This window comes from Actinoplanes sp. ATCC 53533 (genome assembly GCF_003947245.1).
This window is the reverse complement of the sequence record NZ_QHHV01000046.1, coordinates 249,807-269,314: the sequence shown is the minus strand read 5'-3', so window position 1 is coordinate 269,314 and position 19,508 is coordinate 249,807. Positions and strand designations below refer to the sequence as shown.

The following is a 19,508-nucleotide window of genomic DNA, read 5'->3' as shown; positions in this document are numbered from 1 at the left end:
GGCTGGGATCCGAACTGGTTCAAGGCCTTCCTCGGTGTGATGTTGCTGCTCGCCGTGTTGGTCAACCTCTACGTCAAGCGGATGTCCACCGCGCGGAAGGTGGGATGACATGACCGACTGCACCGAGCGGCACCCAGCCGCACCGGGTCGTGGCCTCGCAGGCGAGGGCCACGAGGGCATGGCAATGGAGGCTCAGACATGACTGACACCCTGGCCGAGCACGCGGACTCGCAGCTGCGTAAGGGCGAGCCGTTGATCGAGATGGCCGAGATCGGTAAGAGTTACGGCGCGATCCGGGCTCTGCGCGGTATCAATCTGCGGGTGAACGCGGGTGAGGTCACTTGTGTGCTGGGTGACAACGGTGCCGGTAAGTCGACCCTGATCAAGATCATGTCGGGGTTGCATCCGCACAACGAGGGCAGCCTCAAGGTCGACGGCAAGGAGCTGACCTTCGGCTCTCCGCGGGAGGCCCTGGACCACGGGATCGCCACGGTGTATCAGGACCTGGCTGTGGTCTCGTTGATGGAGGTCTGGCGCAACTTCTTCCTCGGCTCGGAGCTGCGGGCCGGTAAGTATCCGCTTGCGGGTCTGCGGATCAAGGAGATGAAGCGGATCGCGGATGAGGAACTGCGCAAGATGGGCATCGTCGTCAAGGACATCAACCAGCCGATCGGCACTCTGTCGGGTGGTCAGCGCCAGTGTGTGGCGATCGCTCGTGCGGTGTATTTCGGTGCGCGGGTGTTGATTCTCGACGAGCCGACCGCGGCGTTGGGTGTCAAGCAGTCCGGTGTGGTGCTCAAGTACACGGCGGCGGCGCGTGATGCGGGGTTGGGCGTGGTGTTCATCACCCACAATCCGCACCACGCGTATCTGGTGGGTGACCATTTCATCATCCTCAAGCTGGGCGGCACGGTCCTGGACAAGAACCGTTCCGAGGTCGGCCTGGACGAGCTGACCACCCAGATGGCCGGCGGCGACGAGCTGACCGAGCTTTCCCACGAGCTCGGCCGCTGACTCCGGCCGCGCTGTCATCAAGGAAGAAGAGGTCATGAGCGTGTTGCGGGTCGGTGTCATCGGCACCGGAATGATCGGCCAGGACCACATCCGGCGGATGACCACGGTGCTGGCGGGAGTGACGGTCACCGCCGTCACCGACGTCGACGTGGACACCGCCAAGAAGGTCGCCGAGGGCCTGCCCGGCGCCACCCTGCACGCCACCGGCGAGGAACTCATCGCTGACCCGGCGGTCGACGCGGTCGTCGTCTGCTCCTGGGGACCCACCCACGAGCAGTACGTCCTCGCGTCGATCGCCGCCGGCAAACCGGTCTTCTGCGAGAAGCCGTTGGCCACGACCCAGGGCGCCTGCCTGCGGATCGTGCACGCCGAGGTGGCGGCCGGCCGCCGGCTGGTGCAGGTCGGCTACATGCGCCGGTACGACGAGGCGTACCGGGCGCTCAAGCAGGTGGTCGACAGCGGCGCGATCGGCGCGCCGCTGATGATGCACTGCGCCCACCGCAACGCGGGCGTGCCGTCCTTCTACGAGAAGGAGATGGCGATCACCGACACCGCGGTGCACGAGATCGACATGGCCCGCTGGATGTTCGGCGAGGAGATCGCCGCGGCCCGGGTGCTGATCCCGCGCAAGAGCCGCAACGGCGGCCCACTGCAGGACCCGCTGCTGCTGATCCTCGAGATGGCCGGCGGCGCGCTCGTGGACGTGGAGATCTCGGTGAACATCCGGTACGGCTACGACATCCGAGGCGAGGTCGTGGGCGAGGACGGTACGGCGGCCCTGGGCGAACTGAGCCCGGTGGCGGTCCGCACGTCCCGGCAACTGGCCACGCCGGTGTCGGCGGACTGGCGGGACAGGTTCCTGCGCGCGTACGACGTGGAGATCCAGGAATGGATCGACTCGCTCGCCGGGGGCGGGGCGCCGGTCGGGCCGAACGCCTGGGACGGCTACGCGGCCGCGGTGGTGTCGGACGCGGGCGTGACGGCGCTGCGCACCGGGGAACGAGTGCCGGTGGTCATGGCCCCGAAGCCGGCCTTCTACGAGAACGAGGTGGTACTGCCGTGAAGATCGCGCTGGATCCGTACATGCTGCGCACCGTCCCGCTGCTGGAACTGCCCCGTGTGGTGGCCGACCTGGGCTACCGCCACATCGAACTGTCCCCCCGCGACGACTTCATGCCGTTCTTCCTGCACCCGCGGGCCTCGTCGGCGGACGTGGCGGCGTTCAAGCGCGAGCTGGCGGCCGCGGAGGTGTCGGTGTCCTCGGTGCTGCCGCTGTACAAGTGGTCGGGGCCGGACGAGGACGAACGCCAGGCGGCGGTCCGCTACTGGAAGCGCGCCATCGAGATCACGGTCGACCTGGGCGTGCAGGTGATGAACTCGGAGTTCAACGGCCGCCCGGAGGCGTCCGCGGCGAGCGAGGCCCAGTTCTGGCGCTCCCTGGAGGAGCTCCTGCCGATCTTCGAACGCGAGGGCGTGCGGCTGGTCCTGGAACCCCACCCGGACGACTTCGTCGAGGACGGCATCGCCGGGGTCAACCTGGTCAAGGGCATCAACTCCCCGCTGGTCACGTTCCTGTACTGCGCCCCGCACACGTTCCACCAGGGCGGCGACCTGGCGGCGGTGATGCGGCACGCCGGGCCGCTGCTGACCCAGGTGCACATCGCGGACTCATTCGACCACCGCGGCTCGTCGGGCCTGCGATACATCGTGAACCCGCCGGGCTCGACGGTCCGGGTCCACCAGCACCTGGACATCGGCCAGGGCGAGGTGGACTGGGACCTGTTCTTCGGCACGCTGGCGGAGGTGGGCTTCGACGGCATCGCGACGGTGTGCGTCTTCGCCTGGGAGGAAAGGGCGGCGGAGAGCGGCCGCTTCAACCTGGCGCAGGTCAACCAGTACGTGGCGAAATACGCCCGCTGACCCAGCTCTGCTTCCCTTTAGGAAACGGGGATGTCGGTGATCCGCAGCCGGTCGGGGACATCGAGGGCGACGGTGGCCGTACCGGGTGGCGGGGCCGGGAACCACAGAGACAGCACCTGTTCGCTGCCCGGTGGGATCGCCTTGCTGAGGATCCGGTCGCAGAGGCAGCGGTGGGCGCCGGGGGAGGACTCGTAGTCGAGGCCGTAGGCGGCCGTGTCGCCCTGCAGGAGCCGGACGCCGGCGGTGCCGTACCGGGCGTAGGGATCGAACTCGTCCCGGACGGTGAAGACGCCCTGGCCGAGGAAGTCCAGGATGGTCGCCTTGGTGTCGCCGACGTTGCGGGCGGTGAGGCTGACCAGCAGGAACGGGCCGCGGACCGTGGCCGGGCCGGGCACGAACCGGATGGTGCCACGATTCAGCGGCATGGCGACCTCGACACCGTCCGGCGCCCGGCCCTGCGTTCCGGTGGTCTTCGGCAGTACGGCCTCGGCCGGCGCGGGGGTCGCGGCGGCCCGGGCCGGGGCCCGGTAGGTGATGGCGACCCGCCGGTTGAGCGCCCGATGGGCAGCCGAGTCGTTCGGCACGGCGGGCTTGCTCTCGCCCTCGGCCGCGACGGTCTTCGGCCACTCGCCGTCGGGCAGCGACTTCCGCAGCGCGCCGGCCACGGCCCGGGCGCGCTGCTGGGAAAGGGCCTGGTTGTGCGCGGTGCTCCCGGTGCTGTCGGTATGGCCGGTGACGGTCAGCGGGCCGGCCCGGCAGCCCGCAGATCCGCGACCGCGGCGGCGATGGACTTGCCGGCGCCGGGGGTGAGCTCGGCGCTGTCCAGCCGGAACAACACGTCGGTGGCGAGGCTGATGTCGACCTGCTCGGCCGTCCGCCGGGTCCGCAACGCGACATCGAGCCGCTCGGTGTAGGACTCCAGCGACCCGGCGAAGGCGGGAGCGGCCGCCGCCGGGTCGAGCGGATCCTGCACCCCGCCGGCCTTGGTGCCGGCGCTGGGCGGCAGCGGCACGGCACCGTCGACCACGGGAACGTCGGTGAAGACCCCGGCGTACGGAAGCATCACCGAAAGCCGCGCCACCCCGGCGGGAACGCCAGCGAAGACAGCCTGCAGGGGCCGGGTCTCGCCGACCTCGAAGCGCACAGCGCCCGTGCAGACGCAGCGGCTGCCGTCGAGGCCCTTGGAGACGAGAAAGACCCGCCGCCCGCCCTCATCGACGAGCCGGGCCGCGTCGAACGAGTTCGTCAGCAGGGTCGAGAAGTGTCGGCTGAGGAGACTGGCGCCCCCGCTGCCGGACTTGTCGAGCCGGGTCTGCACGGTCAGTACGACGGCGGTCCCGGAGCGAACAAGCGGTCCGACGCTCATCTGCAGGATGTCGCCGGCCGCATCGACAACCCGAGTCTGCGCGGGCGGCTGCCCGGTGACCGCCGCCGCCGAAGGGGAAGGAGCGAGCGAGGCGGCGCGCTCTGGAGGGTCCTCGTCATCGCCGCAGGCCGCGAGAGCCGCCATGAGCAGGGCGGCCGCGACCAGGCCTAGTGAGCGCCGCACGTGACCTCCCGCTGTCATCGATGACCGCGGCTCAGCCTAACGGCCGACCTGGTGACTGTCGGGTCGCATGCCGCCAAGACCGACGCCGAGCTCCAGCCTGGAGCGGACCACGCCCGCACGAGATCGGGATGCTGCGAGCCGAGCACAACGGCGACTCCGGCACCGGAGATCTCACCTGCTCCACGATGAACCCGATCTTGGATGATGTCCACGTCCACTGGCGGCTTGTTCGCAGGCCCGTGCACCGAGTCGGGAAGCAGTGCTGCCCGGAGGCCCGCGTAGTCCCCAAGATTGCCCTCTGCCTGCGGGGGATGTTGGCGGACGTGACGGCATAGCGGCTTGGCCGGGTCGACTCCATGGAGGCGAACGGTGCCGCCGCACCGCCCAGCTCGAGCGCCGGCGGCCGGACCGGGAGCCGCGCCTGCCTCTGCACGTCCTTGTCGTAGAGCGCGGTGCCGTCGGCCGCCATGCGGATGCCGGAGCCCACCTCCACGGTGACCTGCTCCAGCGCTCCTCGCCTACGCCCAACTCGAACGCCTGGTTCGGTTCAACCGCGGCGGGCTGTTCGGTGATCCGGCCCTCCGCCAGATCGCGGGCAACCTCGCAGACGTGCTCACGGGCACCTGAGACGGAGTGGGTGGAGGCCGCGAACTGGATATTCGCAAGCGGACGTCGCGACCGACCGCCATGATGACGCCGTGAACCGATCCGATGCCGTGACGAGACTCCACGACGCGGCCGCCCTCTGGAGCACTGATCACGCAACACCGGCCGACGTTGTCCGGGCGGCCTGTGACGTCCTTGCCGACGGCGCGGATGGCGACGCCCTGGCGATGCTCGCCGCGGTGGCACTGCGCACGGCACAAAACAGCGACATGTTCGAGAACCTGGAGCAGGCGCTTGCCGAGGTCGGCCTGCCCTACTACGAGCCGGACAGCATGGCCGGGCAGGAAGCCACCCTGGCGGTCATGGCGACACGCGCTCTATCCGGTGACTTGGACCCGCGCTCCTTCGCGGCGTGGGCCCACCACACCTTTGGACACGACCGCCTACCCGCCGCCGAACGCCTCGCCGAGCTGGACGACGCCTACGACACAATCGACTACACCGATCTGACCGTCCAGGACATCGACACTGACGTCATCGCCGAGGCCCACCGGCTGGCAGTCGCAACGCCCCGACTCACGCGATGACCGCCCACTCGGAGTTCAGCCGCGTTACCTGTCAGTGCGCTTCGGTGAGCGCGCCCGCGCAGCCCAGCCGGACCTAGCGCTTCAGGAGACGGCTTCGGTCGGATCTGGCCCCTGGGGGTCTCACACACCGGCCTTGGCCGCGGCGGACAGCAGGTTTTCCGCGGCCAGGCGGAGACCCTCGACCTGGTCGAACGCCTGGTCCTCGTGCTCGATGTTGACCGCGATGTCCGGGTCGACCGCGTGCAACGCCTGCAGGAACGGCACCCAGAAGTCCTCCACTCCGTGGCCCCGGCCGACCGCCACGAACTCCCAGGACGGGTTCCTCGGCCACTGGTTCAGCGTGTTGGCGCCACCCAGGTTCAGCGGGTTCGCGTCCGCCGGGGTGCGGGCGAAGCGGTCGTCGAGGACGCCGTACACCTTGGCGTTGTCGGGATTGATCCTGGTGTCCTTGGCCGCGGCGTGGAAGACCAGGTCGCCGAGATACTGCACGCAGGCGACCGGGTCCATGCCCTGCCAGAACAGGTGGCTCGGGTCCATCTCGGCGCCGACGTGGGTGGCGTTGGTCTGCTCGACCAGGCGCTGCAGCGTCGGCGGGTTGAAGACGATGTTGTGGGGGTGCATCTCGATGCAGACCTTGACGTCCGCGGCGGCCGCGCGGGCGTTGATGTCCTTCCAGAACGGGATCGCCACCTGCTGCCACTGGTAGTCGATGATGTCCAGGTATTGACTGTCCCAGGGGTTCACCACCCAGTTCGCCGTCTTGCCGCCGGGCTCGCCGCCCGGCAGGCCGGACATGGTTACGACGCGCTTGACCCCCAGGGCGGCCGCTACCTCGATCGCGCGATGCAGGTCTGCCGCGTGCTGCGGGCCCACCGCAGGGTCGGGGTTGAGGGGGTTGCCGTTGACGTTGAGGCCGGTCAGTTCGATGCCGGCCTGGGTGAAGCGGCCGAGGTAGTCCTCGCGGGCGCCCGCGCTGGCGAGGATGTCGTCGATCGGCAGGTGCGGGGCGGGGATGAAGCCGCCCGCGTTGATCTCCGCGCTGGTCAGGCCCAGCTCGCTCAGAATCTTGAGGGTCTCGTCGAGGGAACGGTCGTGCAGGCACGCGGTGTAGGCGCCGAGCTTCATGGTTTTGCCTTCCGGACGGGGCGGGCGGTCAGAGCTGGATGGGCGGTCAGAGCTGGGCGGGTGGTCGGAGCTGGACGTGCGGTCAGAACAGGGCGATCAGTGCTGGACGTGCGGTCGAAGCTGGACGGGTGGTCAGAGTTGGACGGGTGGTCAGAGCTGGACGGGCTTGTCGGTGGCGGCGACCACCGCGTCGAGCACGCGCAGGTTGTGCAGGCCGTGGGCCAGGTCCGGGCACGGCGGGAGCTCCTCGATGCCGGCGATCTGGTCGAGGAAGGCACGCGCCTGGAACACGAAGAAGTCGTTCTGGCCGTGCCCGACGGTGGGGAAGTCCATGGGTAGCGCGCGGGCGACGTATGGGTGCCAGGGCCCGATGAAGACCTGCCGGGCGCCGTTGACGCTCTGCCCGGGTGTGCCGTCGATGATGCTGAACTCGCCCGGCCGGGTCAGGTCGAACGACGCGGTGCCGTTTTCGCAGAACAGCTCCAGCCGCAGCGTGTTGGCGTGCCCGAACGCCACCCGGGAGACGGAGAACGTGCCGAGCGTGCCGCCGGCGTAGGTGGTGGTGAAGGTGCAGATGTCCTCGTTTTCCACCGGGACGCGCTCGTCGCTGAGCTCGACGCCGCCGGCGTGCCCGACGGCCACGCCGAGCGGTTTGGGGCGGGAGGTGACCAGGGTGCTCATCGAGGCGCCCTGCACACCGGTGGTCGGGCCGCAGAAGAACTCGGCGAGGTCGACCAGGTGACTGCCGATGTCGGCGAGCGCCCCCGACCCCGGGCCACCGAGATATCGCCAGCTCATCGGGCGCTGCGGGTCGAAGCCGTAGTCGGTGAAGTAGTTGCCGACGATGTGCCGCACCCGTCCGAGGCCGCCGTCGCGGACCTGTTCGCGGATGGCGTTGATCGCGGGGGAGCGCCGGAACGTGAAGCCGACCGCCGCGACACGGTCGGTGGCGGCGGCCGCGTCGACCATGGCCTGCGCGTCGTCGATGCTGGGGGCGAGCGGCTTCTCGCAGAGGACGTGCTTGCCGGCGGCGAGCGCCGCCTCGACGATCTCGCGGTGCAGGTTGTTGGCGACCGCGACGGTGACCGCGTCGATGTCGGGCGCGTCGATCACGGCGCGCCAGTCGGTCTCGGTGCGCTCGAAGCCGTAGCGCGTGGCGGCGTCGGCCGCGAACGGCTCGTGCGCGTCGGCGATGGCGACCAGGCGTGGGGCAGGCCGGCCGGAGGCGAAGACGGTGGCCGCGTTGCGGTATGCGTTCGCGTGGGCGCGGCCGACCATGCCGGCGCCGATGACGGCGACGCGAGGGGACGGATCTGTCATTTGGGTGGACCTCCGGCTGAGGGGAGTGGCGGGCGGGCCGGTTCTTTAAAGCGCTTGAACTTCGAGTACTATCCAAGTCGATCTCGTTGTGTGTCAAGGGTGTGACCGGAGGTTTCAGGAGTGGATCAGCGACCCCGGCTCGACGACGTCGCCGCGCGGGTCGGCGTCTCCACGGCGTCGGTCTCGCTGGTGCTGCGCGGCGTTGCCGGCCCCAGCGCGGAGACCCGCCGCCGGGTTCTCGAGGCGGCCGCTGAGCTGGGCTATCGAGCCGATCGCACGGCGAGCATGCTGGCGCGCCGGCGGCGTCATCTGCTCGGTGTGATGCTCGACATCCGCAGCCCGTTCCACGCCGAGCTGGTCGAGGAGATCCAGGCCGAGGCCGACCGGATCGGCTATGAGGTGGTGCTCTCCACGCTGACCCGGCACCGTGATGAGGATCGGGCGATCGAGACGCTGCTCGACTTCCGCTGCGAGGCCGTGCTCCTGCTCGGCCCGGATGCCGCGGATCAGCGGCTCGTCGCGCTCGCCGCCCAGGTCCCGGTGGTCACCATCGGCCGGCGGGTCGCCGGCGGCGAGGTTGACGTGGTCCGTTCGGCAGACCACGTCGGGGTCGCCGAGGCGTTGACCCACCTGATCGATTTCGGTCACCGGCGTATCGCCTTCGTCGACGGCGGCCGCGGCGTCGTCGCTGCCGCGCGCCGGCGCGGCTACCGCGACGGCATGCGCCGGGCCGGGCTCGCCGGCGAGATCCGCATCATCGCCGGCGACCACACCGAGGAGGGCGGCATCCGCGCCGGGCGGCTGATCGCCGCCGGCAGCGACCGGCCGACGGCCGTCGTGGCCTCCAACGACCGCTGCGCCGTCGGGGTCATGGACGCGTTCGTCCGCGCCGGCATCGAGATTCCCGGGCAGATCTCGATCGTGGGGTACGACGACAGCACGCTCGCCCACCTAGCCCACATCGACCTGACGACGGTCAACCAGGACGCCGCCGCCCAGGCCCGCCACGCGGTGCTCGCCGCGGTCCAGCGCCTCGACGAGGGCCGCACCCAACGCCAGGAGGTCGTGCTCAACCCGCGCCTGGTGATCCGGGGCAGCACCGGGCCCGTCACGCCACAGCAGGAGCCTTGACCGACGAGGAGAGCCTGGTGATCCGGGGGTTCACCAGGCTCGTCGCCGCGTCACGGCGGGAGCCGTGACCGGTGGGGCGAGCCTGGTGATTCGGGGCGGCGCCGGGCCGGTCGCGCTGCGGCAGGAGCCCTGACCGGTGGAGGCGAGCCTGGTGATCCGGGGGTTGCACCGGGCCCGTCGCCGCGTCACGGCGGGAGCCGTGACCGTGGGGCGAGCCTGGGATTCGCGCCGCCGCCGGGGCCGTGAGCGGCGGTGCGTGCCCGGGGTCAGTCCTTCGGTCGCTGGTCCACGATCCGGCGCATCTTGCCCATCGAGCGCTCCACGCCGTCTGGTTCGATCACCTCCACCGTCACGCTCACGCCGATCGTGTTCTTGACCAGATCGGCCAGCTCCCGGCCCGCCAGTTCGGCGGCCGCCGGCCCGGCGCCGGGCCGGCGCTCCACCCTGACCGTCAGCGCGTCGAGGCGCCCGACGCGGGACAGCACGCACTGGAAGTGCGGCGCCAGCTGCCGCGTGCGCAGGATCAACTCCTCGATCTGGGTCGGGAAGAGGTTGACGCCGCGCAGGATGATCATGTCGTCCGTCCGGCCGGTGATCTTCTCGATGCGGCGCATCGGCCGGGCCGTGCCCGGCAGCAGCCGAGTCAGATCCCGGGTGCGGTAACGCACGACCGGCATCGCCTCCTTGCTCAGCGACGTGAAGACCAGCTCGCCGGTCTCGCCGTCCGGCAGCACCTCGCCGGTCAGCGGGTCGATGATCTCGGGGTAGAAGTGGTCCTCCCAGACGTGCAGGCCGTCCTTGGTCTCCACGCACTCGGTCGCCACGCCGGGACCCATCACCTCGGACAGGCCGTAGATGTCCAGCGCGTGGATGTCGAGCTGCTGCTCGATCTCCCGCCGCAGGTCCTGCGTCCACGGCTCGGCGCCGAAGATGCCGACGGCCAGCGACGTCTCGCGCGGGTCGATGCCCTGCCGGTGCATCTCGTCCACGATGGCCAGCATGTAACTGGGCGTGACCATGATGACGTCCGGTTTGAAGTCGTTGATCAGCATCACCTGTCGCTCGGTCATGCCGCCCGACACCGGGATGACCGTGCAGCCCAGCTCCTCCGCGCCGTAGTGGGCGCCGAGCCCGCCGGTGAACAGGCCGTAGCCGTAGGCGACGTGGACCCGGTCGCCGCGGCGGCCGCCGGACGCGCGGATCGACCGCGCCATCAGCTCGGCCCAGGTCCGGACGTCCTGCCGGGTGTAGCCGACGACGGTGGGGCGGCCGGTCGTGCCGGAGGAGGCGTGCAGGCGGGAGATCTGCTCGCGGGGCACGGCGAACATGTCGAACGGGTAGTTCGCGCGCAGCACGGCCTTGTCGGTGAACGGGAACTTCGCCAGGTCGCCGTGCGCGCGCAGGTCATCGGGGTGGACCTGGGCCTCGTCGAACATCTTGCGGTACTGCGGCACGTTGTCGTACGCGTGGCGCAGCGACCACTGCAGGCGCCTGAGCTGTAGCCCGCGCAGCTCGTCCACGGACGCGCGCTCGATCGGATCGAGGTCCTCGGGCCTGGGGGTGCGGTGCTGCATGTCGGTCTCCTCTGCGAACCTCACTGCCTCGTGCGTAGGCCGTCGAAGGCGATGGTGGTGACGGTGTCGGCGAGCTCCGCCGCTCCGCCGCGCTGGGGGCTGTACCACTCGATCAATGAGTTGACCATGCCGAAGAGCAGGCGGGCCGCGGTGGCCGCGTCCACGTCCGGGCGGATGGCGCCCTCGGCCTGGGCCTGCTTGACCAGCTCGGTGACCTTGGCGTCGAAGATCCGGCGGCTCAGCAGGGCCTGCTGCTCCACCGCGGTGTTCCCGCGGACGCGCAGCAGTAACGTCACGTATTCAAGCCGCTCCGCGAGGACGAGCACGCTGCGCCGGATGAGGCTCTCGAGCCGGTCGAGGGCGGGCGCGTCCAGCCCTTCCACCTCGTCCATCGCCTCGTGCAGGCCGTCCAGCGCCTGGTCGACGGCTATCCGCAGCAACTCCTGCTTGCCGGTGACGTGGTGATAGAGGCTGGACTTCGTGATGCCGAGCCGCCTGGCCACGTCGTCCATGCTGGTGGCCTCGTAGCCACGCTCGTTGAACAGCCGGACGGCGGCCGCTAGCACCGCGCCGAGGTCATGGCCGGGCCGCCCGCGCTTCGGCCGGTTGCGTTCCTCGAGGTGGTCGACAACGCGCTCGGCACGGGCGAGCGCGAGCGCGTCGTTCTCCCCGGTCATGCCGGTCGGCCAGGGCTGATGACCCGGCTGCGACCGCGGAACTCGGCGATCACGTCACCGGCACGGGTTACCGTGACGTCGTAGACGCCGCTGCGGCCGTTGGACGCGCGCTCCGCGGCGCGGGCCTCCAGCTCGTCACCCTCGGCGGTGGGCCGGAGGAACGTGATGTCAGCACCGGACGCGACGGTGACCGGGCCGGCCGCGTTGCAGGCCAGGGCGAAGGTGGTGTCGGCCAGCAGGAACACATAGCCGCCATGGGTCATGCCGTGCCCGTTGACCATGTCGGCGGTCACTCGCATCCGCGCGACGGCAGCGCCGCGAGCTGCGGAGACGAGCTCGATGCCGAGGGCCTGGGAAGCCTTGTCACGGTCGAACATGCCGTGTGCCGCCGTCGGTGCTCCGTCACCCCGTGCCATGTTCTCTCCTTTTCCGGCCCGGACTTGATTACCGACCAAGTGGACGGTAAATATGAGGTACAGCCAACCGCACAGGAGCGCCGATGACAACCCCGGCCGAGTTCTACGAGAAGCATCGCGAGTTGCTCGCCAAGGCGATCGAGGCGGCCGCGACGCGCGACTACTGGTCCGCCTACCCCGAGTCGCCCAGCAAGTCCGTCTACGGCGAGGACGCCGCCCCCGCCGGGGAACGAGCGTTCCAGGCCCTGCTCGGCGCGGAGTTCCCGGTCGAGGTGCCCGGTGCGACCGGCACGGTAGCGACCGAGCGCTCGCCGTACGGGATCGCCCTCGACATCCGTTATCCCAAGGGTGACCCGGCCGACCTGATCGCCGCCGCCCGTGCCGCGACTCCCGGCTGGCGCGCCGCCGGCCCGCAGGGCCGAGCCGGCGTCGCCGCCGAGATCCTGCGCCGGCTCAACGCCCGCATCTTCGAGCTCGCCCACGCCGTCCAGCACACCACCGGCCAGGCCTTCGTCATGGCGTTCCAGGCCGGCGGGGCACACGCGCAGGACCGCGGGCTCGAAGCGGTCGCGGTCGCGCTCGCCGAGTCGACGCGGATCCCCGCGACCACGACCTGGAGCAAGCCGCAGCGCGGCAGTGACCCGCTGCGCATGGCCAAGACCAGCACGGTCGTCGGTCGCGGCGTCGCCCTGATGATCGGCTGCAACACCTTCCCCACCTGGAACGGCTACCCGGGCCTGTTCGCGAGCCTGGTCACCGGCAACGCGGTCATCGTCAAGCCGCACCCCGGCGCCGTGCTGCCGCTCGCCATCACGGTGCAGGTCGCCCGCGAGGTGCTCGCCGAGGCCGGGCAGGATCCCAATCTGGTCACCCTCGCGGTCGAGGAGCCCGGCGAGGGCATCGCCGCCACCCTGGCCACCCACCGCGACGTGCGGATCGTGGACTTCACCGGGTCCAGCGAGTTCGGCAACTGGCTGGAGTCCAACGCCCGCCAGGCGGTCGTCTACACCGAGAAGGCCGGGCTCAACACGGTCATCGTCGACTCCACCGACGATTACAAGGGCATGCTGCGCAACCTGGCGTTCTCCCTGTCGCTCTACAGCGGCCAGATGTGCACCACCCCGCAAAATCTGCTGGTCCCGTCCACCGGCATCGAGACCGACGCCGGCCACCGCAGTGTGGAGGAGTTCGGCGCCGACCTGTCCGCGTCGCTCGACAAGCTGCTCGGTGACCCCAAGCGCGCGGTCGGCACGCTCGGCGCGATCGTGAACGACGGCGTGCTCGCCCGGCTCGCGGAGGCCGGCAACGCCCCGAACGTCATCCACCGGTCCACGGCCGTGGCCGACGAGCAGTTTCCGGGGGCGACCATCCGCACTCCCGTGGTGCTGCGGCTCGACGTCGCCGACGAGAAGTCCTACACCCGTGAGTGGTTCGGGCCGGTGTCGTTCGTCATCGCCACCGAGTCGACCGCGCACAGCCTCGCGCTCTTCACCGAGACCGTGCAGCATCACGGCGCCCTCACCGCCTCGGTCTACTCGACCTCGCCGGAGGTGCTAGCGGCGACCCGCGAGGCCGCGCTCGACGCCGGTGTGCACCTCTCGCAAAATCTGACCGGCGGCGTCTTCGTCAACCAGACCGCCGCGTTCAGCGACCTGCACGGCGCGGCGGCGAATCCGACCGCCACCGCCTCGTTGACCGATTCCCAGTTCGTCACCGGCCGCTTCTTCACGCTGCAGTCGCGTCACCACGTCACCGAGGAGAACAATGCCTGAGGCCTTCCTGGTCGGCGGAGTCCGCACCCCGCAGGGCAAGTACGGTGGTGCCCTCTCCAGCGTGCGCCCCGACGATCTCGCCGCCCTGGTCGTCCGCGAGGCGGTCAGCCGCGGTGGGGTGCCCGCCGACGCGATCGACGAGGTGATCCTCGGCGCCGCCAATCAGGCCGGTGAGGACAACCGCAACGTCGCCCGCATGGCCGCGCTGCTCGCCGGGCTGCCCGACACGGTCCCCGGCTACACGGTCAATCGGCTGTGCGCCAGCGGCCTGACCGCGATCGTCTCCGCGGCACAGGCGGTCCGCAGCGGCGAGGCCGACCTGATCGTGGCCGGTGGTGTCGAGTCGATGACCCGGGCGCCGTGGGTCATGGCCAAGCCGGGCACGCCGTGGGCCCGCCCCGGCGAGGTCGTCGATTCCTCGCTGGGCTGGCGCTTCGTCAACCCCCGCTTCGCCGCCCACGACATGGACGCCGGCACCGGCCCGGACGACCGCCGGGTCACCCTGGCCATGGGGGAGACGGCGGAGGAGGTCGCGGCTCTCGACGGCATCACCCGGGCCGACAGCGACGCCTTCGCGCTGCGCAGCCACGAGCGGGCCATCGCGGCGATCGACGCGGGACGCTTCGCCGCGGAGATCACCCCGGTGCCGCTCAAGGACGGCGAGCTGACTGTCGACGAGATCCCGCGCCGGGGCAGCAGCCTCGAACGCCTCGGCGCTCTGCGCACGGTGTTCCGCGCCGGCGGCGTGGTGACCGCGGGGTCGTCGTCGCCGCTCTCCGACGGCGCGGCCGCCGTGGTGGTGGCCAGCGCCGAGGCCGTGCGGCGATACAACCTGACCCCGCGCGCCCGCATCGTCACCTCGGCGAGCGCGGGCGTCCCCCCGCAGCTCATGGGCCTGGGCCCGGTGCCTGCCACCGAGAAGGCGCTGGCCCGGGCCGGCTGGGGCGCCGCCGACCTGGACGCGGTCGAGCTCAACGAGGCCTTCGCCGTGCAGTCCCTGGCGGTCGTGCGCCGGCTCAAGCTGGACGAGGAGCGGGTCAACGCCGACGGCGGCGCGATCGCGCTCGGGCACCCGCTGGGCTGCTCCGGTGCCCGGATCACCGTCACGCTGCTCGGCCGCATGGAACGCGAGAACGCCCGCCGGGGCCTGGCCACCCTCTGCGTCGGCGTCGGCCAGGGCGTCGCGATGCTGGTGGAGCGGGTCTGATGCCGGAAGCCACCACCGCGGTGCGGGCCTTCGCCACCATCAAGGTCGAGGAGTCCGACGACCGTGTGGTCGTGACGCTGCACCGGCCGCAGGCCCGCAACGCCATCAACGCGGCCATGGTCCGGGAGCTGCACGAGGTCTGCGCCGGCCTGGAGGAACGGCCGCGGTTGCTGCTCCTGACCGGCGACGGGGGCACGTTCGCCGCCGGCGCCGACATCGGCGAGCTGCGCGACCGCGGCCGGGAGCAGGCCCTGCAGGGCATCAACAGCCGCCTGTTCGACCGGATCGCCCGGCTGCCGCTGCCCACCGTGGCCGCCGTCGACGGGTGGGCGCTGGGTGGTGGCGCGGAGCTGGCATACGCCTGCGACGTCCGGCTGGCCTCGCCGACGGCGACCTTCGGCAACCCCGAGCCCGGCCTGGGCATCCTCGCCGCGGCCGGGGCCTGCTGGCGGCTGCGGGAGCTGCTCGGTGCGTCCGTGGCCAAACAGGTGCTGCTGGCCGGCCGGCGGCTCGACGCCGACGACGCCTACCGGCTGGGCCTGGTAGCCGAGATCGTGCCGGCGGAGGAGCTGCTCCAGCGCGCCCACGCGCTGCTCGACCGGATGGCCCGGTCGGGACCGCTCGCGTTGCGGCTGACGAAGCTGGTCACCGACGCGCCGGGCGGCCACCCGGTCACCGACGACCTCGCCCAGGCGATCCTCTTCGAGTCGCAGGACAAGCGCACCCGGATGGACGCCTTCCTGAGCGGCGAACGCCGATGACCGCCGCTTCGTTCTCGCGCGCTCGTGGTCTGGTGGGCGTCTTCCTGGACGGGAGAGCGCCGATGACAGCTTCTGCGCCCTCGCGTGTCGGCGTACCGGGCGGCGTTCCCCTGGACGGGGAAGCCCGATGAACGCCGCCACGGCGCCGAGCGCGGGCGTGCCGAAGCGCGTCGGGGTGATCGGTGGTGGCCGGATGGGCGCCGGGATCGCGCAGGTCTTCGCCGCGGCCGGAGCCTCGGTGACCGTCGTGGAGGCCGACCGCGCCGCCGGCGTGTCAGCCCTGGAACGCCTCAGTGCCACGCTGCGCCGGGCCGCCGCGCGTGGCAGGCTGGCCGAGGATCCCGGGTCCGTCCTCGACCGGATCACCCTCACCGACGACATCGCCGCCCTGCCCGCCGACGTGGAACTGGTCGTGGAGGCCGTGCCCGAGGACGCCCGGCTCAAGATCGGTGTCCTCGCCGCCGCCGAGAAGGCTGTCGGGGAGCACACCGTGCTCGCGACCAACACCAGCTCCCTCTCCATCGCCGGGCTCGCCGAAGGCCTGCGTCGCCCCGAGCGTCTCGTCGGCATGCATTTCTTCAACCCGGTGCCGGTCAGCGACCTTGTCGAGATCGTCGTCGGCCCGCAGACGGCCGAGGGCGTCCGTGATGCCGCGCAGTCGTGGTCGGCCGGCCTCGGCAAGACCGCGATCGTGGTCCGTGACTCGCCCGGCTTCGCCACCAGCCGCCTGGGCGTGCTGCTCGGGCTCGAGGCGATCCGGATGCTGGAGGAGGGCGTCGCGGACGCCGCGTCGATCGACCGCGCCATGGAGCTGGGCTACCGACATCCGATGGGACCGCTGCGCTCGACCGACCTCGTCGGCCTCGACGTCCGGCTCGCCATCGCCGAGCACCTGCACGCCGAGCTCGGCGACAGGTTCAGCCCGCCGCAACTGCTGCGCGACAAAGTGGCCCGCGGCGAGCTGGGCCGCAAGACCGGGCAGGGCTTCCACACCTGGGAGGAGAGCCGATGACCGACACGTCCCGCACGGAGACCCACGAGAAGGCCTTCACCGAGACCATCGCGAAGGACCAGCGCATCGAGCCGCGCGACTGGATGCCTGAGGGCTACCGCAAGACGATGATCAGGCAGATCGCCCAGCACGCCCACTCCGAGATCATCGGCATGCAGCCGGAGGGGGAGTGGATCACCCGGGCGCCCTCGTTGCGGCGCAAGGCGATCCTGCTGGCCAAGGTGCAGGACGAGGCCGGGCACGGGCTCTACCTCTACTCGGCGGCGGAGACCCTCGGCGCCGATCGTGGCGACCTGACCCGGCGGCTCATCGAGGGCCGGCAGAAGTATTCGTCGATCTTCAACTACCCGACGCTGTCGTTCGCGGACGTCGGCGTCATCGGCTGGCTGGTCGACGGCGCCGCGATCTGCAACCAGGTGCCGCTGTGCCGAAGCTCGTACGGCCCGTACGGCCGCGCGATGATCCGAATCTGCAAGGAGGAGTCCTTCCACCAGCGGCAGGGCTACGAGTTGCTGATGACGATGATGCGCGGCACCCCGGCGCAGCGCGACATGGTGCGGGATGCCGTCAACCGCTGGTGGTGGCCGTCGCTGATGATGTTCGGCCCGCCCGACGACCAGTCGCCGAACTCCGCGCAGTCGATGGCCTGGAAGATCAAGCGGCACAGCAACGACGAGCTGCGGCAGCGCTATGTGGACATGAGCGTGCCGCAGGCCGAGGCTCTCGGCGTCACGCTGCCCGACCCGGAGCTGCGCTGGAACGCCGAGCGCGGGCACTGGGACTTCGGGCCGATCGACTGGTCCGAGCTCAAGCGCGTGATCTCCGGCGACGGACCGTGCAACGCGTTGCGGATCGAGAACAGGCGCCGTGCCGACGAGGAAGGCGCCTGGGTCCGCGAGGCAGCCGCCGCACACGCCAGGCGCCGTCAGGAGGCAGGGGTATGAGCGAGCGCACCGAGCGGCACCCGGCCGCGCTGAACAACGGCCTCGCAGGCGAGGGCCACGAGGGCAGGCCGAAGGTGGGCACCGCATGAGTGACGATGTCAAGCACGAGTGGCCGTTGTTCGAGGTGTTCGTGCGGGCCAAGCGCGGCCTCAACCACGTGCACGTCGGCTCGCTGCGGGCCGCCGACCATCAGATGGCGCTGCATCACGCCCGGGACCTCTACACGAGGCGCAACGAGGGCGTGAGCCTCTGGGTGGTGCGCTCCGACGACGTGGCCGCGTCCACTCCGGACGAGAAGGAAGCCTTCTTCTCGCCCAGCGGCGACAAGGTCTACCGGCACCCGACGTACTACGCGATCCCCGACTCCGTACCGCACATCTGAGGCGATCCCATGTCCTTCGACGACGCCTACGAGGCGCTCACCGACCACGACGACGACGCGCGGTGGGCCTACGGCACCGGTTTCACCGACCCGCTCGCCGGCGTGGAGTCCGCCGTGCCGCCGGGGGTCGACCGGGGCGACCTGACCGCATACTGCCTCGCCCTCGGCGACGACGCGCTCATCATGTCGCACCGGCTGCAGCAGTGGGTGACCCGCGCGCCCGAGCTGGAGGACGAGCTGGCCCTGGCCAACATCGCTCTCGACCTGCTCGGGCAGGCCCGGTTGTTGCTGAGCCGGGCCGCCGAGGTGGAGGACGCGGGGCGTGACGAGGACGCACTCGCGTACCTGCGGGATGCCGCCGAATTCCGCAACGTGCGGCTCGTCGAGCGGGCGGACGCCGACTTCGCGCATCTGGTGGCCCGGCTGCTGGTGTTCGCGACGTGGCGGCTCGCCCTGCTGGACAGGCTGAGCGCCTCGGCCGACCCGGTGCTGGCGGCGATCGGCGCGAAGGGCGTCAAGGAGGTCACCTACCACCGCGACTATGCGGCGCGGTGGGTGGTCCGGCTCGGCGACGGCACGGAGGTCTCACACGCCCGGATGCAGGCGGCGATCGACGCGGTGACCCCGCTGATCGACGAGCTGTTCCGGCCGGACCAGACCGAGCTACGCCTGTCCGTGCGCCCGGTCGCGGGCGGTGCCGCTGGTCCGGCCGCTGGCCCGTTTGCTGGTTCGGTCGAGGGTTCAGTCGCTGGTTTGGCCGCTGGCCCGTTTGCTGGTTCGGCCGCTGGCCCAGTCGCTGGTCCGGTCGCGGTGGACCCGTCGACGTTGCGGGCCGAGTTCGATGCCGTGTGGTCCCAGGTGCTGGAGGCTGCGACCTTGCGTGCGTCGGGTGCGGGGGCGACGGAGGCCGCCGACGGTGCCGCGCTCGCGGGCGGCGGCCGCGACGGCCTGCACACCGCCGAGTTGACCGGCATTCTCGCCGAGCTGCAGGGTGTGGCCCGGTCCCTGCCGGGGGGTGTGTGGTGACCGCCGCCGCGGTGGCCGCCCGGGTGGCCGACCCCGAGCTGCCCATGCTCACCCTCGCGGATCTCGGGATTCTGCGGGGCGTCGACGAGTCCGGCGACGGCGTCGTCGTCACGATCACACCCACGTATTCGGGCTGCCCCGCCATGCGGACCATCCAGGACGACCTCACCGACGCCCTGCACGGCGCCGGTTACGACCGGGTCGAGGTGCGAACCGTCCTCACCCCGGCCTGGACCACGGACTGGATCACCGCGGCCGGGCGGGACAAGCTCGCCGCCGCCGGGATCTCGCCGCCCGGGGCCGCGCCGCGCCGAGCTTCCGGGCCGGTGCCGCTCACCCTGGTTCCCCGCCGGCCTGCCATCGGCTGCCCCCAGTGCGGGCATCCCGACACCGAGGAGATCGCCGCGTTCAGCGCCACCGCCTGCCGCTCCCTGCGCCGCTGCCCGGTCTGCCGCGAGCCGTTCGAGCACGTGAAGGAGATCTGA

20 protein-coding genes are annotated in these 19,508 nt (G+C 71.1%); 13 read left to right on the top strand and 7 right to left on the bottom strand.

Translation table 11 applies throughout. The features are described 5' to 3' along the window. Nucleotides 1-198: 198 nt before the first annotated feature. Genes DMB66_RS17110 through DMB66_RS17100 form a run of 3 tightly spaced genes read left to right on the top strand, consistent with a single transcriptional unit; the run spans nt 199 to nt 2,934 of the window. Nucleotides 199-1,014 carry an ATP-binding cassette domain-containing protein gene (locus DMB66_RS17110; RefSeq protein WP_125805061.1) on the top strand — a complete coding sequence of 272 codons (816 nt, stop codon included), beginning with the start codon at nt 199-201 and terminating at the stop codon, nt 1,012-1,014. Between the two features lie 34 nt (nt 1,015-1,048). After that, on the top strand, nt 1,049-2,077 hold the full coding sequence (locus DMB66_RS17105; protein ID WP_125805060.1) for a Gfo/Idh/MocA family protein: 1,029 nt from the start codon (nt 1,049-1,051) through the stop codon (nt 2,075-2,077). Beyond that, complete coding sequence (locus DMB66_RS17100) at nt 2,074-2,934, top strand: sugar phosphate isomerase/epimerase (protein WP_125805059.1); 861 nt, start codon at nt 2,074-2,076, stop codon at nt 2,932-2,934. Before DMB66_RS17105 ends, DMB66_RS17100 begins: the two co-directional genes overlap by 4 nt. 17 nt (nt 2,935-2,951) lie before the next feature. Here the strand turns inward: DMB66_RS17100 and DMB66_RS63760 are convergent, their stop codons facing one another. Both DMB66_RS63760 and DMB66_RS63755 read right to left on the bottom strand, forming a co-directional pair. Continuing rightward, nucleotides 2,952-3,677 carry an OmpA family protein gene (locus DMB66_RS63760; RefSeq protein WP_233624618.1) on the bottom strand — a complete coding sequence of 242 codons (726 nt, stop codon included), beginning with the start codon at nt 3,675-3,677 and terminating at the stop codon, nt 2,952-2,954. Beyond that, nucleotides 3,674-4,483, bottom strand: coding sequence for a hypothetical protein (locus DMB66_RS63755; RefSeq protein ID WP_233624615.1), 810 nt, complete (start codon nt 4,481-4,483; stop codon nt 3,674-3,676). The genes DMB66_RS63760 and DMB66_RS63755 overlap by 4 nt, the downstream gene beginning before the upstream one ends. Nucleotides 4,484-5,181: 698 nt before the next feature. Here DMB66_RS63755 and DMB66_RS17090 point away from each other — a divergent pair. Beyond that, nucleotides 5,182-5,676 (top strand): hypothetical protein, encoded by a 495-nt coding sequence (locus DMB66_RS17090; protein ID WP_125805057.1) that lies wholly within the window; start codon nt 5,182-5,184, stop codon nt 5,674-5,676. Between the two features lie 120 nt (nt 5,677-5,796). On the opposite strand, the gene DMB66_RS17085 is transcribed toward DMB66_RS17090, so the two are convergent. Both DMB66_RS17085 and DMB66_RS17080 read right to left on the bottom strand, forming a co-directional pair. Further along, entirely contained in the window at nt 5,797-6,801 is a 1,005-nt protein-coding gene (locus DMB66_RS17085; RefSeq protein ID WP_125805056.1) for a sugar phosphate isomerase/epimerase, read from the bottom strand. Nucleotides 6,802-6,951: 150 nt separating this feature from the next. Next, entirely contained in the window at nt 6,952-8,121 is a 1,170-nt protein-coding gene (locus tag DMB66_RS17080) for a Gfo/Idh/MocA family protein (RefSeq protein ID WP_125805055.1), read from the bottom strand. A gap of 120 nt (nt 8,122-8,241) precedes the next feature. Here DMB66_RS17080 and DMB66_RS17075 point away from each other — a divergent pair, with 120 nt between their 5' ends. Next, nucleotides 8,242-9,252, top strand: coding sequence for a LacI family DNA-binding transcriptional regulator (locus tag DMB66_RS17075; protein ID WP_125805054.1), 1,011 nt, complete (start codon nt 8,242-8,244; stop codon nt 9,250-9,252). Nucleotides 9,253-9,518: 266 nt separating this feature from the next. On the opposite strand, the gene paaK is transcribed toward DMB66_RS17075, so the two are convergent. From paaK to paaI, 3 genes are read right to left on the bottom strand one after another with little or no spacing between them, the layout of a single operon-like run. Continuing rightward, nucleotides 9,519-10,826 carry a phenylacetate--CoA ligase PaaK gene (paaK, locus tag DMB66_RS17070; protein ID WP_125805053.1) on the bottom strand — a complete coding sequence of 436 codons (1,308 nt, stop codon included), beginning with the start codon at nt 10,824-10,826 and terminating at the stop codon, nt 9,519-9,521. A 20-nt stretch (nt 10,827-10,846) separates the two neighbouring features. Then, the gene (locus DMB66_RS17065) at nt 10,847-11,503 is read right to left on the bottom strand and encodes a TetR/AcrR family transcriptional regulator (RefSeq protein WP_125805052.1); all 657 of its coding nucleotides are present in this window, start codon (nt 11,501-11,503) and stop codon (nt 10,847-10,849) included. Next, nucleotides 11,500-11,919 carry a hydroxyphenylacetyl-CoA thioesterase PaaI gene (gene paaI, locus DMB66_RS17060; protein ID WP_233624613.1) on the bottom strand — a complete coding sequence of 140 codons (420 nt, stop codon included), beginning with the start codon at nt 11,917-11,919 and terminating at the stop codon, nt 11,500-11,502. Before paaI ends, DMB66_RS17065 begins: the two co-directional genes overlap by 4 nt. Before the next feature lie 83 nt (nt 11,920-12,002). Here paaI and paaN point away from each other — a divergent pair, with 83 nt between their 5' ends. From paaN to paaD, 8 genes are all read left to right on the top strand, one after another. After that, nucleotides 12,003-13,691 (top strand): phenylacetic acid degradation protein PaaN, encoded by a 1,689-nt coding sequence (paaN, locus tag DMB66_RS17055; RefSeq protein WP_125805051.1) that lies wholly within the window; start codon nt 12,003-12,005, stop codon nt 13,689-13,691. After that, nucleotides 13,684-14,898 (top strand): acetyl-CoA C-acyltransferase, encoded by a 1,215-nt coding sequence (locus DMB66_RS17050; RefSeq protein WP_125805050.1) that lies wholly within the window; start codon nt 13,684-13,686, stop codon nt 14,896-14,898. Before paaN ends, DMB66_RS17050 begins: the two co-directional genes overlap by 8 nt. Further along, nucleotides 14,898-15,659, top strand: coding sequence for an enoyl-CoA hydratase/isomerase family protein (locus DMB66_RS17045; RefSeq protein ID WP_125805049.1), 762 nt, complete (start codon nt 14,898-14,900; stop codon nt 15,657-15,659). Before DMB66_RS17050 ends, DMB66_RS17045 begins: the two co-directional genes overlap by 1 nt. 157 nt (nt 15,660-15,816) lie before the next feature. Next, entirely contained in the window at nt 15,817-16,671 is an 855-nt protein-coding gene (locus tag DMB66_RS17040) for a 3-hydroxyacyl-CoA dehydrogenase family protein (protein WP_370318595.1), read from the top strand. Then, on the top strand, nt 16,668-17,615 hold the full coding sequence (gene paaA / locus DMB66_RS17035) for a 1,2-phenylacetyl-CoA epoxidase subunit PaaA (protein ID WP_125805047.1): 948 nt from the start codon (nt 16,668-16,670) through the stop codon (nt 17,613-17,615). The genes DMB66_RS17040 and paaA overlap by 4 nt, the downstream gene beginning before the upstream one ends. An 85-nt stretch (nt 17,616-17,700) precedes the next feature. Next, nucleotides 17,701-17,997 (top strand): 1,2-phenylacetyl-CoA epoxidase subunit PaaB, encoded by a 297-nt coding sequence (gene paaB / locus DMB66_RS17030; protein ID WP_125805046.1) that lies wholly within the window; start codon nt 17,701-17,703, stop codon nt 17,995-17,997. Nucleotides 17,998-18,006: 9 nt separating this feature from the next. Then, the gene (paaC, locus tag DMB66_RS17025) at nt 18,007-19,023 is read left to right on the top strand and encodes a 1,2-phenylacetyl-CoA epoxidase subunit PaaC (RefSeq protein WP_125805045.1); all 1,017 of its coding nucleotides are present in this window, start codon (nt 18,007-18,009) and stop codon (nt 19,021-19,023) included. Further along, a complete protein-coding gene (gene paaD / locus DMB66_RS17020) occupies nt 19,017-19,508 on the top strand; it encodes a 1,2-phenylacetyl-CoA epoxidase subunit PaaD (protein WP_125805044.1) in 492 nt (163 codons plus the stop codon). Before paaC ends, paaD begins: the two co-directional genes overlap by 7 nt.

Coding starts and splice junctions, on each gene's coding strand:
- DMB66_RS17050 (WP_125805050.1), top strand. CDS start 13,684: ATGCCTGAGGCCTTCCTGGTCGGCGGAGTCCGCACCCCGCAGGGCAAG.
- paaC (WP_125805045.1), top strand. CDS start 18,007: ATGTCCTTCGACGACGCCTACGAGGCGCTCACCGACCACGACGACGAC.
- DMB66_RS17065 (WP_125805052.1), bottom strand. CDS start 11,503: ATGACCGGGGAGAACGACGCGCTCGCGCTCGCCCGTGCCGAGCGCGTT.
- paaB (WP_125805046.1), top strand. CDS start 17,701: ATGAGTGACGATGTCAAGCACGAGTGGCCGTTGTTCGAGGTGTTCGTG.
- DMB66_RS17085 (WP_125805056.1), bottom strand. CDS start 6,801: ATGAAGCTCGGCGCCTACACCGCGTGCCTGCACGACCGTTCCCTCGAC.
- paaA (WP_125805047.1), top strand. CDS start 16,668: ATGACCGACACGTCCCGCACGGAGACCCACGAGAAGGCCTTCACCGAG.
- DMB66_RS17110 (WP_125805061.1), top strand. CDS start 199: ATGACTGACACCCTGGCCGAGCACGCGGACTCGCAGCTGCGTAAGGGC.
- DMB66_RS17105 (WP_125805060.1), top strand. CDS start 1,049: ATGAGCGTGTTGCGGGTCGGTGTCATCGGCACCGGAATGATCGGCCAG.
- paaK (WP_125805053.1), bottom strand. CDS start 10,826: ATGCAGCACCGCACCCCCAGGCCCGAGGACCTCGATCCGATCGAGCGC.
- paaI (WP_233624613.1), bottom strand. CDS start 11,919: ATGGCACGGGGTGACGGAGCACCGACGGCGGCACACGGCATGTTCGAC.
- DMB66_RS17045 (WP_125805049.1), top strand. CDS start 14,898: ATGCCGGAAGCCACCACCGCGGTGCGGGCCTTCGCCACCATCAAGGTC.
- DMB66_RS17080 (WP_125805055.1), bottom strand. CDS start 8,121: ATGACAGATCCGTCCCCTCGCGTCGCCGTCATCGGCGCCGGCATGGTC.
- paaN (WP_125805051.1), top strand. CDS start 12,003: ATGACAACCCCGGCCGAGTTCTACGAGAAGCATCGCGAGTTGCTCGCC.